Here is a 14,265-nt window from a genome sequence, read left to right on the forward strand (position 1 = left end):
CACGTTTATAATTGAAAAGAAACATCCAGTCAAAAGGAGGGATGATCATGAGTACACCAGTAACCATTACAGAAGCTGCTGCACTGCAGATTAAAGATATGATGAAAGAACATGAAGAAGAAAATGCGTTCCTTCGAGTGGGCGTAAAAGGCGGCGGCTGCAGCGGTCTCTCATACGGCATGGGCTTTGACCATGAAGTCTCAGAGAAAGACACGCAGTTCGAGCAGCACGGCATCAATGTCCTTGTCGATTCCGAAAGCCTTGATATCATGAACGGAACCATCATTGATTTCAAACAATCACTAATGGGTGGCGGTTTCACGATTGACAATCCGAACGCTATCGCGTCATGCGGATGCGGTTCTTCGTTCAGAACAGCAACGAATACCGGTACGCCGGAAGAGTGTTAAGGGTTAAAACGATTCATTCTGTAAAACCATTTGTATAATGAAGACCTCCTCATATTAATCATTTTCTTGAGGAGGTTTTTTGTGTTGTTTTTGAAGATGCATAAAAAGGACATGACTTCAATCACTCAGCACGTCCTCTTTATAAAGATATTTAATTAGAAAAAAGCTCGCAGTTTCTTAGTATTTCCTCTGTTCATCTTCCACATCTTTTCAAAAGGTTTCATCATGGTGTGTCGGAAAAAATGTTCTTTGTTGTGTTTCGTTGAGAATAACATTTCGTATTAATCGATTGTATTCTCAATCATCATTTTCAAAGCTGTTCCCTCTTTTATGAAGAGTAGTAAAGACTTTCATCGCTTCGCTCATAAATGATGCCAAGCCCTCACCATAACGATCTATATTCTTTGTGAAACGTTCATCTTGAATATAGAGTTGGCCTAAACCGTAAAAAGCATCAAGAGAGTAATAACGAAAGTTTTCGTTTAAAAAGTCGTACCATTGTTTGATGACGATTTGCACCTCTTTGGATTTAGGGGATTGGCTGCGAAGAGAGGCTAGTTTATTCAATATGCTATCCCAGCTATCAGATAATTTAATTTGTTCATCTTTAGACAAATGATTTAGTTTTGCGCTGACTTCATCAACAGCTTGATTTCCCCAACGGTGACGAGCTTCTTCTTCATATTGGCTAAAATTCATATTCATATTCTCAAACCTTTCTTTATAGGTGTATTGAGTTTCTCCCGTTAAATGCTGTAGCGTCTTATCAATATTTCCGATCATTTTATCGAGATTATTTCGTTTCTCTACTAACATTTTTCTTTGTAGCATAAATGCTTCTTTCTTATTAAATGAAGGATTGTGCATCATCTTTTGGATTTCCTTCAATGGAAATCCAAGTTCCCTGAAAAATAATATTTGCTGCAATGTTTCAAGGTTTTCTTCTGAATAGAGCCGATAACGATTATCTGTGACTTCACTTGGAGTCAATAAACCAATCTTGTCGTAATGATGAAGTGTACGAATGCTAATACCAAATAATTCAGCCACTTCTTTTACTTTCATTTCAATTCACCTCTCTTGATATCCACTATAAAATATGACGTTGCGTTAGGGTCAATCATCTTTTTAAAAATTTATATCATTGTTGATCTTGTTTGAAGCAGCGGATTCAAGGAGCTATGTTTTTTTTCGCAAATCGCTCAATTTTGTTACAGCTGGCCCGAACAACTGGCTATTTCCACTCGAAAAGAGTATCATGAGAACCAAACATAAACTGTAGTGAGAAAAGAGGTTGCTGAGGTTTGAGTGAACAAATCAATTGCAGGAACTGTCATGAACTGATTCCTTATCGTTCCAAAACGTGTCCATCTTGCGGGATTGAGAAGCCGCTTCCGAAAAAGGAACGTGTGAAGGATCGGGTGATTTTGGTTGTGGCAGGGATTGTTGTGGTGCTGCTTGCTGCAATGGTACTTGGAATGGCAAATGCCTATATTGGGGTTTTTAAATAAACGAAAAAAGGAGTTCCGCGAGTGGGAACTCCTTTTTTGATCCGTTCTTATTTGTTTTCAAATAAGCTTGTGGAATGGAGAGGCTGTACACGGGCTTTCGGGTCCATGTAAGCTTTCGCATTGTTGACAGCAGTTGGTGCTTCACCAAATCCGCTTGCAATCAATTTGACTTTTCCTTCATACGTACAGATGTCTCCTGCCGCATAGAAGCCTTCAATGTTTGTTTCCATTGTAGATTTCACCACGATGGAGTTCTTTTCGATTTCAAGGCCCCATTGTTTGATTGGTCCAAGGGAGGAAACAAAACCGAAGTTGACGATCACGTCGTCCACATCAAGCACTTGTTTTTTGTCGCCTTTGACTTCTTCGAGCACGATTTGTTCAATGCGGTCTTCACCAATGAGCTCAGTTGGTACAAATGGTGTTAGTACATTGACTTTCGAGTTGTGCAGGTTTTCTACACTGTGCTCATGTGCGCGGAATTTATCGCGGCGGTGAATAATAGATACTTCTTTTGCGATTGGTTCAAGCATAAGTGCCCAGTCCACCGCAGAGTCTCCGCCCCCAAGAACGGCAACACGTCTGCCGGCAAATTGGTTCAAGTCATTAATGAAGTAATGCAGGTTGCTTCCTTCAAATGATTCTGCTGAATCAAGTTCAAGCTTTCTCGGTTGGAATGCACCGTTACCAGCTGTGATGATGATTGTTTTAGAATAATGAATCTCTTGATTTGTCACAAGTTTAAAGATCCCATCTGCTTGCTTTTCAACCGTTTCAACTGCCTGCTCTAAGCAAATGGTTTGATCAAATTTATCCATTTGTTCCTTTAAGTTATCAACTAATTCTTGTGCGCGGATTTTTGGAAATCCAGCCACATCATAAATATATTTTTCAGGGTAAAGAGCGGATAGTTGACCGCCGAGCTGAGGAAGGCTTTCAATGATTTTCACACTTGCCTGTCTCATGCCTCCGTAAAACGCAGTAAACAATCCAACTGGGCCGCCCCCGATAACGGTAATGTCATATACCTTAGAATCTTCTTGCATTCCTTTAATCCTCCCAAATGAAAATTGTTATCACTATATCATATCATACCACATATCGCCCTTTGACTTGTTTTGAAAAACTTGTCGTTTTTTGATGCCGAAGCTTTGAAAAGGAGGAAAAAGTGAGAAAGACCGTTTATCATAAGGATTTTCAGTTTAAAGCCTTGAAAATTGGAGCAGAACTCGCTATTATTGTTAAGGGAACTAAATATTAATTTTTTATGAATTTTTGTCGGATACGGTCAAATGCTTTCGTTTTATGTAGGTGAAAGTTCAGATTTTCACATACTTATTTTTTTGTTTAAATTTCATAAAATGCCGCAAAGCGGTTGAGAATAACGATATGTAATTCTTTATCCGTTTTACAGCAAATTTAAAAAAGGTGGATGTGATTCCAGTGAATAAACCGAAAATCGTTGTATTAGGTGCAGGTTATGGCGGATTAATGACTGTAACAAGATTAACAAAACAGCTTGGCACAAATGATGCGGACATTACTCTTGTGAACAAGCATAATTATCATTACGAAACAACATGGCTTCATGAAGCAAGTGCAGGTACTCTTCATCATGACCGCTGTCGTTATCAAATCAAAGATGTGATTAACAGTTCCCGTGTCAACTTTGTACAAGCAACAGTTGAAAGCATTGATAAGGAAGCGAAGAAAGTTGTGACATCAGATGGCGAACTTTCTTATGACTACCTTGTTGTTGCACTTGGTGCTGTTCCTGAAACATTTGGTATTGCAGGACTGAAAGAATACGCATTCTCAATCTCTAACATCAACTCTGCTCGTCAGCTTCGTGAGCACATTGAGCTTCAATTTGCGACGTATAATACGGATGCTGAAAAACGTCCAGAGCGTTTGACAATCGTTGTCGGCGGCGCAGGATTCACAGGTATTGAGTTCCTTGGTGAGCTTGGAAACCGTGTGCCTGAGCTTTGCAAAGAGTATGACATTGATCAAAAAGACGTGCGTATCATCTGTGTAGAAGCTGCGCCAACAGCTCTTCCTGGATTCGATCCAGAATTGATCGACTATGCGATGAACTACCTTCAAGGTAAAGGTGTTGAGTTCAAAATTGGTACAGCGATCAAAGAATGTACGCCTGAGGGGATCATTGTTGGAAAAGACGATGATACAGAAGAAATCAAAGCTGCAACTGTTGTTTGGGCAGCAGGTGTACGCGGTAACCCAATCGTTGAAGAAGCTGGTTTTGAAAACATGCGCGGCCGCGTAAAAGTTTCTCCAGATCTTCGTGTACCAGAAAATGATGATGTCTTCATCATTGGTGACTGTTCATTGATTATCAATGAAGAAATCAACCGTCCATACCCACCAACTGCACAAATCGCTATGCAGCAAGGTGAAACAGTAGCGAAAAACCTTGCAGCACTAGTAAAAGGCGGTTCTCTTGAAAGCTTTAAGCCAGACATCAAAGGAACAGTTGCTTCTCTTGGTGAACACGACGCTGTAGGTGTTGCGTTTGGTAAAAAACTTCAAGGAACAAAAGCTTCTGCAATGAAGAAAATCATCGACAACCGTTCTTTATTCATGGTTGGCGGACCAGGACTTGTTCTGAAAAAAGGAAAATTCAAGTTCTTCTAAACCATCATAGACAAAAACGTGTATCCTCGTGATACACGTTTTTTTATAAGTTGTGGTATATTTTCTCACTTGGTCATTGACGGCAAAATATGTTATGATGAATTATCAGAAAATTTAGATTAAGGAGTGAGCAATATGAATGCACAAACAAAGGAAAAAACATCAACCTGTCAATATTGTTCAGGAAAAGGGTATTTTCAGCTATTGCTCGGCGGATCTGAAACGTGTGAGGAATGTAAAGGGACAGGAAAGAAGCGTTAATCGATCTGCTTTTTCCATTGATTGACTTCATCTCTATTTCCAAGTTAAACTAATGATGGGATATTTGGGGGTGGAGATGAAGTGATCAGTTTACCAGTCGTTATCATTTCAGTTATTTTATTTTTCGTGTTATTCTTCGGCATTGGCTTTTTGCTCAATATGTTGCTGAGAATGTCATGGATTATGGCTATTTTATATCCAATTGTATGCCTTTTCATTATCAACAATCAAAAGATGATCGCTTATGTAAGAGAGCCTGGCACTGCTTTTTCAGGAATAGGAGACCGGATTGTCTCACTCGCTGCGGCAGATATCATCATCTTATTAAGCGGCCTGATCGGTGCAATCACATCAGGTTTTGTCATTAATGCACTTCGAAAAAGAGGGTATCAAATGTTTTAACTCACTTGTGGACACGCAAGTGGGTTTTTTTGTTTCTCCTTTGCATAGTTTCCATTTTGTTTGGAAACAAATAGATGGGTAGAGGAGTGACAAATAGAGATGAAACGATTGTTCATGACCGCCCTATTCATGCTTGCACTTTTGACAAGCTTTACGGGCATATCTGGAGTCGAACCAAGTGATTTAGCTGTATGGGTGAAAAAAACCGATGCGGGCAAGCAAGTATCTTCTTTTTTTCAGCAGCCAAAAAGGGAAACGATCGCACTTAAAAGTGAAGATTCGCGGGCTGTTTCTCTCGAAGAAGCCTTTAATTGGAACGATTACCCGAAACAGAAAGTTGTGGCAACCGGCTATACAGCAGGTGTGGAATCAACAGGCAAAACGAAGGAACATCATGCATATGGCATTACATATTCAGGCGTCAAAGTGAAACGTGATTTATACTCAACAGTGGCAGCCGACCCATCTGTTTTTCCGATTGGAACGGTGCTGTTTATCCCGAACTATGGCTACGGTGTGGTTGCAGATACCGGGAAAGCCATTAAAGGCCATAAGCTTGATTTATACTATGAAACCGTTGATGATGTGTATAGAGAATGGGGTAAAAAAGTGCTCGATGTGTATATCATCAAAAAGGGTGAAGGGACGTTAACGGAAAAAGACTTAAATCAGCTTAATGAAGCAGAATCGATGCAGGTATTCCGTCAGCAGTTTCAAGCCAATAAAGAATAAAAAAGCTTTGGGCCGTTTAAGGTCCAAAGCTTTTTCGCTTCTACATGAAGTAATAATCTAAGATGAGTGTCAGCAAGATCCCTGTTAAACCGCCGAAGAAGACTTCAATCGGCTTATGACCAAGAAGCTCTTTTAATTTCTTTTGCTTTTCTTTTTCTTCCGCATTCGGGAAATTCTTTGCTTCGGAAACAAATCGGTTAAAATCTGTTACGAGCTTGTTGAGAACAGTCGCCTGTTCTCCTGCCTGTCTGCGAACGCCTGTCGCATCAAACATCGTAATAATGGCAAAGATGGCGGAAATGGCAAAGATAGATGTATCTAGCCCGTGCTCTAAAGCCACTGCTGTTGAGAGTGCTGTTACTGCTGCGGAGTGTGAACTTGGCATTCCGCCTGTGCTTGTAATGAGCGACCAATCTAGTCGTCTAGAAATGATAAATTGAATCGGTACTTTTACAAATTGAGCAAAAAAGATGGCTGCAAGGCTGGCAAGCAGCGGAAAATTCGTCAGTACGCTCATGAACAAGAAACATCCTCTCTTTAAGAAAAAATATTGTGCGAAATGATGGACTAAAAATCCTAGTATGATGAAAAAATGATAGCAGTAAAAAAAGCTGCCAAGTCCATGTTCATTATAACATTAAAGAAAGTAGATGTGGAACGAGGAGAACAAAGACAGGCTGCTCGAGTTTTCGCCGCTTTTTCATGATGCCCTTCCGCGTGTGAAAATATAAATGTTCATCAAGGAAAGACAGACTGGCAATGATCGTATAGGCACGCAAATTTTGATATAATAGAAGTTCCAATGTGAAAAATGGAGTTCATTAAGGAGCGTGTGATAAATATGTTTTTCTCGACAAATGAATTGCAGCATAAAGATACACTGGCGATCGGACTTTTTCAAAAGAGCCAATTATCAGGAAAAGCAAAAGAAATGGATGAATTACTTGAAGGAAGAATCACTGAATTATTAAAAGAAGGCGACATTTCATCCAAACGAAATCAGCTTTCGAAATTTTTCCCATCCCCTGAAACAGGCATCAAACGCATTTATTTTGTCGGGCTTGGGAAGGAATCAGATTACACGTTTGAAGAGGCAAAAGAAGTGTTTGCCCATTTATTCAAAAAGCTTCATCAAGATAAAAAGCAAGCGGTTTCTGTCTTGCTGGATACGTTTATTGGAAAGGATCTGCCTGCTCAAGATGCAGCCCATGCCCTTTCTGAAAGCTGCCTTTTAGCTACATATGAATTACAGGATTTTAAACATAAAACAAATGAACCGGATCGTTTTATCGAGTTTGTTTATGCAACGACAGAGCATGATCAAGCTGAAATTCAGGCGAGTTTGAAAGTCGGCGAAGTGTACGGACAGTCAGTTAATTCGGCTCGTACCCTTGTGAATATGCCACCGAACATGCTCACATCCTCTGATCTGGCTTCGTATGCGGCAGAGCTTGCATATAAATATGAATTTGAGATTGAAATTTTAGATAAAGAACAAATGGAAGAGCTCGGAATGGGCGGTATTTTAGCCGTCAATAGAGGCTCAACAGAACCTCCAAAACTCATCGTATTGAAATATCAAGGCAAGGAAGAATGGATAGACGTCATCGGCCTTGTCGGTAAAGGCATCACGTATGATACTGGCGGCTATTCTTTAAAGCCAAGAGCGAGTATGGTTGGCATGAAAACAGATATGGGCGGCTCAGCCTCTGTTCTAGGCGCAATGGAAATCATCGGCGAACTTCGCCCAGAGCAAAATGTCATTGCGGTCATCGCCTCAACCGATAATATGATCTCGGCAGACGCTATGAAGCCGGACGACGTGATTGTGTCACTAAGCGGTAAAACAATCGAAGTGCTCAATACGGATGCAGAAGGCCGTCTTGTTTTAGCAGATGGGGTGACATATGCGAAGCAGCACGGTGCCTCTGTCCTTGTAGATGTGGCCACATTAACAGGCGGTGTCATTGTGGCGCTTGGAAATGAGACAACAGGAGCGATGACCAATAACGATGAGCTGTACGCTCAGTTTAAAGAAGCATCAGAAGAATGCGGTGAAATGATCTGGCAGCTGCCAATCACGGAAAAAGATAAGAAACGAGTACGAAACAGCAAAATGGCGGATCTCAATAACTCACCAGGCCGTGATGGTCATGCGATCATGGCAGGTGCTTTCATTGGCGAATTCGCAGAGGAGACGCCTTGGGTTCACTTAGATATTGCAGGAACTGCAACAACAGAAAAACCTTCATGCTTTGGACCAACAGGGGCAACAGGGGTGATGGTGAGATCACTCGCAACATTTGTGGAACGATTTGAAGGAACAAAATAAAGGATAAGGCTCTGCCGAGTGGCAGGGCTTTTTTATGTAGGACATACGCCATTTGACGAAGTTTTTTTTCTATGGTAACATACGTTGGTACTTTAATTATCTACTACATTAGTAAACTAAAGGATTTCGGGGGTTTCACCATGAATGCAGTTGTTTTAGCGGTTGTTTTAATGTTGATATTAAGCTTGCTGCGGGTCAATGTTGTGATTGCGCTGGCCATAGGCGCTTTAGCTGGCGGACTTGCAGGTGGATTAGGCTTGGGAGGAACAGTGGACGCCTTTACGGACGGACTCGGAGGAAATGCAACCGTGGCGATTAGTTATGCGTTATTAGGAGCATTTGCTGCGGCACTGACGAAAACAGGTCTTCCAGATGCCATGGTTGAAGGAGCAGTGAAGCTTCTAGGAAAAGAAGGCGATTCAAGACGGAAAACACTATCAAAAGTGCTCATCGTTCTTGTCATTTTGATCGTGTCTTGTTTTTCACAGAACGTCGTTCCTGTTCATATTGCCTTTATCCCAGTCTTAATTCCGCCGTTATTAAAGGTGTTTAACGAGCTTCAGATTGACCGCAGACTGCTAGCGTGTGTCATGACCTTCGGACTCACTGCACCATATATATTACTTCCAGTCGGTTTTGGACAGATTTTCCACGGAATGCTTCGTGACAATATGAAGGAAGCGGGTCTGACTGTAAACTTAGCAGATATTCCCTATGCCATGCTGATTCCAGTTGCGGGTATGGTTCTTGGATTGATCGTTTCCATTTTTGTGTATCGAAAGCCGAAGGTATATGAGGATCGTGAAATTACAGACGTAGAAAAATCGGCTTATACGAAAAAAAGCTTATTCTTTGCCGGTCTTGCTATTCTCGTTTCATTGATTGTCCAGCTTTATCTATCGCAAAGCCTTGGTGTGGAAGGAATGATCTTCGGTGCACTCTCAGGACTGCTTGTCTTGTTTGTGACTGGAATGATGAAACGCGGTGAAGCAGATGAACTCATTACATCTGGAATGAATATGATGGCATTTATCGGTTTTGTCATGCTTGTTGCGGCTGGATTTGCCAACGTTTTAACAAAAACAGGAGATATTGAATCTCTTGTCAAAGCATCTTCCCAATTTATCGGAAACAGCCAGAGTCTTGCGGCGATTTTAATGCTGCTCGTTGGTCTACTTGTGACAATGGGGATCGGATCATCATTTGCAACGATTCCGATTATTACAACCATCTTTGTTCCACTTTGCTTACACTTAGGATTTAGTCCAATGGCTACCATTGCCATTATTGGCTCTGCTGCGGCTGTTGGAGATGCAGGTTCACCTGCAAGTGACAGTACGCTTGGACCAACATCTGGTTTGAATATGGATGGACAGCATCACCATATTTGGGGAACTTGTGTCCCGACTTTTATCTATTATAATATTCCGCTTGTTCTGTTCGGCTGGCTGGCGGCGATTATTCTGTAAAATGAAAAGCTTGTAGAGAAAACGATGATGTTTTTTCTATAAGCTTTTTTGTTGTTTGCAGATGAAAAAATAATTAGGACAAAAGTATGAATTAAATGAATCTTTCTTCCTCTATCTTACGTATATATGCTGATAAAAGTGAAAAGGGGAAGATGGGACATGTCATTTTTTAAAAAACTAGCGGCAAGTGCAGGAATTGGTGCGGCAAAAGTAGATACCATTTTAGAGAAAAACGCTTATTATCCAGGACAAGAAGTAAAGGGAACTGTCCATGTAAAGGGCGGGAAAATCTCTCAGGAAATCCGCCATATCAATGTTAAAATTGAAACACAGTATGTGATTGTAAAAGATGATGAAGAGCGTAGAAAATATGCAAACATCCATTCTGTACGGGTGACGGATTCTTTTACCATCCAGCCTGGAGAAAAGCATGAATTTCCTTTTTCATTTATTCTTCCTATTGATACCCCGATGACGATCGGAAAAGTGGAAATTGCAGTAGAGACAGACCTTGATATCCAAGGCGGAATCGATAAATCTGACTATGACCGCATTTTCGTTGAAGCTCATCCTTGGGTGAGAAATGTACTGGAGGCCACTAGAAATCTTGGCTTCCACCTGAATGAAGCAGACTGTGAGCAAGCACCTTACTTTCAGCGGCGCCTGCCATTCGTCCAAGAATTCGAGTTCATTCCGACATCAGACTACTATCGCTATATGCTTGATGAGTTAGAGCTGATTTTTCTGATAGATGAAGGCGGATTAGATATTGTTTTCGAAGTCGACCGTAGAGCAAGAGGCCTGAGAGGCTGGCTTGAGGAGATGTATAATGATGGAGAACAGCTTGTACGCTACCGCTTCAGTCCATCAGATCTTGAAGATGTAGAAGTGCTTGAAGGAATGCTAGAAGAAATCATAGATCAATACGCTGAGTAATGATGAAAAAAGAGCCTGAATGAAGACTGGCTCTTTTTTCTATGATACAGCTTCTTGTTTTCGAAAGGATGTGGCTTTGGAAACAGAACGATAAATTTTAGGTGCCAGCATCGCAAGTAATATGGTCAATGCGTAGTCTTTTACCATAAACCAGATCATAAAGAACCACGTGGTTTGATAGGAAATCGGTGCATTGAGCCATACATTTAATGCGAGGTATGTATAGGTCGTTCCGATCACATACATCACGGTCGTACCAGCAATGGCTGCAAGCAAAAAGCGACCAAAACCAGGATTTTTTCTTTTCTCTAGAATGAATCCAGCAAGCCAGGCAGCAGGGATGTACGATAGTACAAAGCCGCCGCTTTTCCCTAAAATGACCCCAAAGCCCGCAGAGAACTGGGCGAATACAGGTGCACCAGCAATTCCAACCAAGGCATAGACAATCATAGCTAATGCGCCAAGCTGTCTGCCGAGTAAGAGACCAGCAAGCACACAAAAAAACGGCTGCATCGTAAGTGGAATTCCGCCGACCTGTAAAAATGGCACAATGGATGTGATATTGGCCCCGATAGCCATGAGTGCAGCAAACATTCCGACTAGCACAAAGTCAGCAGTTCGTGTCTTCTTTTGCATGATGTTTCCCCCTGTCTTATCTGTACAAATAGATTAAGGGGAAGAAGAAATTTTGTCAACTTGTTTTTATTTTAAGTTAACAATAAAAACCCGCCCATCAAGAAGGCGGGTAGTTGACTAAGCTTCAGTCATAAAAGTGGCATCGATGGCTTTGCTGACAGGTACGTAATCATAGCCGAGATCACGAGCGACCGCTTCGTACGTGATATGTCCGTTCATCACATTGACACCTTCTGCGATGGCATTGTTTTCTCTAATAGCTTTTGCAGCGCCTTTATTCGCAATTTGCAGCGCATATGGAACAGTGACATTCGTTAGAGCAACAGTTGATGTCCGCGGAACCGCGCCTGGCATATTAGCGACAGCATAATGTAAAATGCCGTGTTTTTCATAAGTAGGCTGATCATGGGTTGTGATGTGATCAATGGTTTCGACAATACCGCCTTGATCAATCGCTACATCCACAATGACAGAACCAGGCTTCATTTGTTTCACCATTTCTTCTGTCACAAGCGTTGGTGCTTTGGCACCAGGAATCAGCACAGCACAAATGAGAAGGTCTGCCTCACTGACTGAATCTGCAATGTTGACAGGATTGGACATTAACGTTTTCATTTGATGGCCAAATTGGTCGTCCAGCTGACGCAGGCGTTCTGCGTTTACATCAATCAGGGTGACATCTGCGCCAAGTCCAATAGCCATTTTCGCTGCGTTTGTTCCAACAACCCCGCCACCAATAATGGTGACCTTTCCTCTTGATACCCCTGGTACACCTGCAAGTAAAATACCCTTTCCGCCTTTTGGCTTTTCTAAAAATTGTGCACCAATTTGAGCGGCCATTCTGCCTGCTACTTCAGACATAGGTGTGAGAAGTGGGAGTGATTTTCCGTCCGTTACGGTTTCATAAGCAATGGCTGTAACGCCTTTTTGTTTTAATGCTTCAGCCAAGGAGGGCTCTGCGGCTAGATGCAGGTACGTAAATAAGATGAGTCCTTCTCTGAAATAAGGATATTCCTCAGGTAATGGTTCTTTTACTTTCATGATCATATCAGAAGATGCCCATACATCTTTCGCCTGATCAAGAATCTCTGCACCAACAGATACATAATCGTCATCAGTGAATCCGCTTCCAAAACCAGCGTTTGTTTCAATTAAAATCTGATGTCCAGCTGAAAGCAATTGAGAAGCTGCTCCTGGTGTTAATGCCACTCGGTTTTCATTGTTCTTAATTTCTTTCGGAATGCCGATGATCATGTTTATTCCTCCTATGCTTATCTATTGATATTGTATGTCTAGTGTATCCTGAAAGTTTAGAAAATTCTTCGGTTGAAATAAAAAATAAAAAAACGCCTCTTTGTGAAATTTCACAAATGGACGTTTTTTAGCTTCATATCAAGGTATATGGTCATTTTCTCATTCATGTTTTTTAAATCAATTTCTGCGATGTCTGTAATCCGTTTTAATCGATAATTTAAGGTATTGATGTGGATATTTAATTGCTTTGCGGCAATATTGGCATTGCTGTCACAGTCAATAAACCGTTCAAGTGTTTCGACGAGGTTGGAATGATGCCTCAGGTCGTAATCCTCCAGCTTCGATAAAGAGTAACTGGAGTAAGAAGAGCCCTTTCGCTTCTCAGCAAGCACATCAAGGTATTGATAAATGCCTAGTTCAGAAAAGCTGTTTAAACGTTCTGTTTCAACTGGAAAGCGTTCTTTCGTTTTTAATACAGCCAGTGCTTCTTTATAGGAAGGCTGAATTTGAGAGATGTTATCGTAAATTCCTCCAATTGCTGCCTGAACATGCTGAATATGATACCGGTCCGCAAGTTGCTGCAGCATGCCGCTTGTGAATTGTTTAATATCTTGAAGTGGATGTTCTGTTTTTGGTGAGACAAGAATAATGAATTCGTGAAAATCAACAGTCGTTAACAATACCTGTACTTGCTGTGTTGTTTCAAGCAGATAGGACAGCTTTTTTTCTGTCTCCTCTGTGAGTTCGTCACGAAGACGGAAGATGATGATGGCATATGTGTCTGGACATCTGATGCCAAGTCTTAAAAATAGGTCAAGCATCTCATCCTTTTCATGAATATGACCCGTGAGCATTTTCCAGAAAAGCTCCTGATTGCGTTCCTCTGTTTTTGTTTTTCGAATTTGTAAATTGAGTAATTTGTTTTTCACGGCATGTGCTGCCATTTTGAGAAGGTCCATTTCTTCTTCTGAAAATGGCTGCGTAGATTCAATCGCCCAAATAAATCCGAGCACTTCTTTGTCCTTCCAGATGGATATGGCGACCCTGCTAGATAAACCCACCTCTGCAATTTGAGGGACACGAAGCGGTTCGTCTGTTTTAAGGAGTGTAGGAATGATGCCGTCCTTCCAAAGCCGATTGATGACTTTTTCTGGTACCCGGCGGGAGATAATGGTTGAAGTTCTGGCGGGATCAGTAAAATCATTGTGTGTGCTATATGCCAATAATCGATGATGAGTATCTTCTATAGTAATAGGGCAATTGAGCACATCACTTATTTGGTCTGCCACATCCTCTAAACGATCAAGACTATACTTAAACGGATCTGTCTTTTTTGTCATAAAAAACCCCTGCTTTTTCGAATATTTCACGTACTTACATTATGAAGAGAATGAGGTACGTAAATCAACAAAAAACTGCCATAAACTAAAAAAAACAAAAAGTGTGAGAAGCAAGCAAGTGGATGTTGAAGCACGATGAAAAAGAAATAGTACAATAATAACGTAGTAAAAAATCAATAGGCGGAAAGGTCCACCGAAGTCGGTGGATACTTATTAAGAATATATGACCAAAAAACTGTTAAATACTAGATAAAAAGCGAAAAAACAGTAATTCTATAGACTCATTTTGTAAAATAAAAACAGATTTGTTTGACTGTGTATCATTTC

General features: G+C 41.0%; 15 protein-coding genes. 9 read left to right on the top strand and 6 right to left on the bottom strand.

The annotated features are described in order from the left end of the window. Window positions 1-47: 47 nt before the first annotated feature. On the top strand, window positions 48-410 hold the full coding sequence (locus EV579_RS13525; RefSeq protein WP_024423354.1) for a HesB/IscA family protein: 363 nt from the start codon (window positions 48-50) through the stop codon (window positions 408-410). Between the two features lie 297 nt (window positions 411-707). On the opposite strand, the gene EV579_RS13530 is transcribed toward EV579_RS13525, so the two are convergent. Next, on the bottom strand, window positions 708-1,475 hold the full coding sequence (locus tag EV579_RS13530; RefSeq protein WP_181950633.1) for a MerR family transcriptional regulator: 768 nt from the start codon (window positions 1,473-1,475) through the stop codon (window positions 708-710). Window positions 1,476-1,714: 239 nt separating this feature from the next. Here EV579_RS13530 and EV579_RS13535 point away from each other — a divergent pair, with 239 nt between their 5' ends. After that, window positions 1,715-1,921, top strand: a complete 207-nt coding sequence (locus EV579_RS13535; protein ID WP_024423352.1) for a hypothetical protein — start codon at window positions 1,715-1,717, stop codon at window positions 1,919-1,921. A gap of 47 nt (window positions 1,922-1,968) precedes the next feature. On the opposite strand, the gene yumC is transcribed toward EV579_RS13535, so the two are convergent. Further along, window positions 1,969-2,967, bottom strand: coding sequence for a ferredoxin--NADP reductase 2 (gene yumC / locus EV579_RS13540; RefSeq protein ID WP_024423351.1), 999 nt, complete (start codon window positions 2,965-2,967; stop codon window positions 1,969-1,971). Window positions 2,968-3,358: 391 nt separating this feature from the next. Between yumC and EV579_RS13545 the strand changes: the two genes are divergently transcribed. The 4 genes from EV579_RS13545 to EV579_RS13555 all read left to right on the top strand — a co-directional run bounded on the left by EV579_RS13545 (window position 3,359) and on the right by EV579_RS13555 (window position 5,971). Next, window positions 3,359-4,576, top strand: coding sequence for an NAD(P)/FAD-dependent oxidoreductase (locus EV579_RS13545; protein WP_024423350.1), 1,218 nt, complete (start codon window positions 3,359-3,361; stop codon window positions 4,574-4,576). A gap of 135 nt (window positions 4,577-4,711) precedes the next feature. Then, window positions 4,712-4,837 (top strand): YuiA family protein, encoded by a 126-nt coding sequence (locus EV579_RS19015; protein ID WP_157840088.1) that lies wholly within the window; start codon window positions 4,712-4,714, stop codon window positions 4,835-4,837. Window positions 4,838-4,918: 81 nt separating this feature from the next. Continuing rightward, window positions 4,919-5,239, top strand: a complete 321-nt coding sequence (locus EV579_RS13550) for a YuiB family protein (protein ID WP_024423349.1) — start codon at window positions 4,919-4,921, stop codon at window positions 5,237-5,239. 99 nt (window positions 5,240-5,338) lie between these two features. Next, window positions 5,339-5,971: a 3D domain-containing protein gene (locus tag EV579_RS13555; RefSeq protein WP_133744619.1), complete on the top strand. Its 633-nt coding sequence runs from the start codon at window positions 5,339-5,341 to the stop codon at window positions 5,969-5,971. A gap of 40 nt (window positions 5,972-6,011) precedes the next feature. Here EV579_RS13555 and EV579_RS13560 read toward each other — a convergent pair whose 3' ends face one another. Then, entirely contained in the window at window positions 6,012-6,488 is a 477-nt protein-coding gene (locus EV579_RS13560; RefSeq protein WP_024423347.1) for a divergent PAP2 family protein, read from the bottom strand. Between the two features lie 324 nt (window positions 6,489-6,812). Between EV579_RS13560 and EV579_RS13565 the strand changes: the two genes are divergently transcribed. From EV579_RS13565 to EV579_RS13575, 3 genes are all read left to right on the top strand, one after another. Next, window positions 6,813-8,303, top strand: a complete 1,491-nt coding sequence (locus tag EV579_RS13565; protein ID WP_133744620.1) for a leucyl aminopeptidase — start codon at window positions 6,813-6,815, stop codon at window positions 8,301-8,303. Window positions 8,304-8,443: 140 nt separating this feature from the next. Further along, window positions 8,444-9,772 (top strand): Na+/H+ antiporter family protein, encoded by a 1,329-nt coding sequence (locus EV579_RS13570; protein ID WP_133744621.1) that lies wholly within the window; start codon window positions 8,444-8,446, stop codon window positions 9,770-9,772. A gap of 159 nt (window positions 9,773-9,931) precedes the next feature. Further along, window positions 9,932-10,708 (top strand): sporulation protein, encoded by a 777-nt coding sequence (locus tag EV579_RS13575; protein ID WP_133744622.1) that lies wholly within the window; start codon window positions 9,932-9,934, stop codon window positions 10,706-10,708. Between the two features lie 39 nt (window positions 10,709-10,747). Here EV579_RS13575 and EV579_RS13580 read toward each other — a convergent pair whose 3' ends face one another. The 3 genes from EV579_RS13580 to EV579_RS13590 all read right to left on the bottom strand — a co-directional run bounded on the left by EV579_RS13580 (window position 10,748) and on the right by EV579_RS13590 (window position 13,938). Continuing rightward, the gene (locus EV579_RS13580) at window positions 10,748-11,344 is read right to left on the bottom strand and encodes a biotin transporter BioY (protein ID WP_133744623.1); all 597 of its coding nucleotides are present in this window, start codon (window positions 11,342-11,344) and stop codon (window positions 10,748-10,750) included. A 117-nt stretch (window positions 11,345-11,461) separates the two neighbouring features. Beyond that, entirely contained in the window at window positions 11,462-12,598 is a 1,137-nt protein-coding gene (ald, locus tag EV579_RS13585; RefSeq protein WP_034282594.1) for an alanine dehydrogenase, read from the bottom strand. A 110-nt stretch (window positions 12,599-12,708) separates the two neighbouring features. Then, window positions 12,709-13,938 carry a PucR family transcriptional regulator gene (locus EV579_RS13590; protein WP_039181162.1) on the bottom strand — a complete coding sequence of 410 codons (1,230 nt, stop codon included), beginning with the start codon at window positions 13,936-13,938 and terminating at the stop codon, window positions 12,709-12,711. Window positions 13,939-14,265 lie beyond the last annotated feature (327 nt).

The organism is Bacillus sp. BK450 (assembly GCF_004364885.1).
GTDB classification, from domain to species: Bacteria; Bacillota; Bacilli; order Bacillales; family Bacillaceae; genus Bacillus; species Bacillus safensis.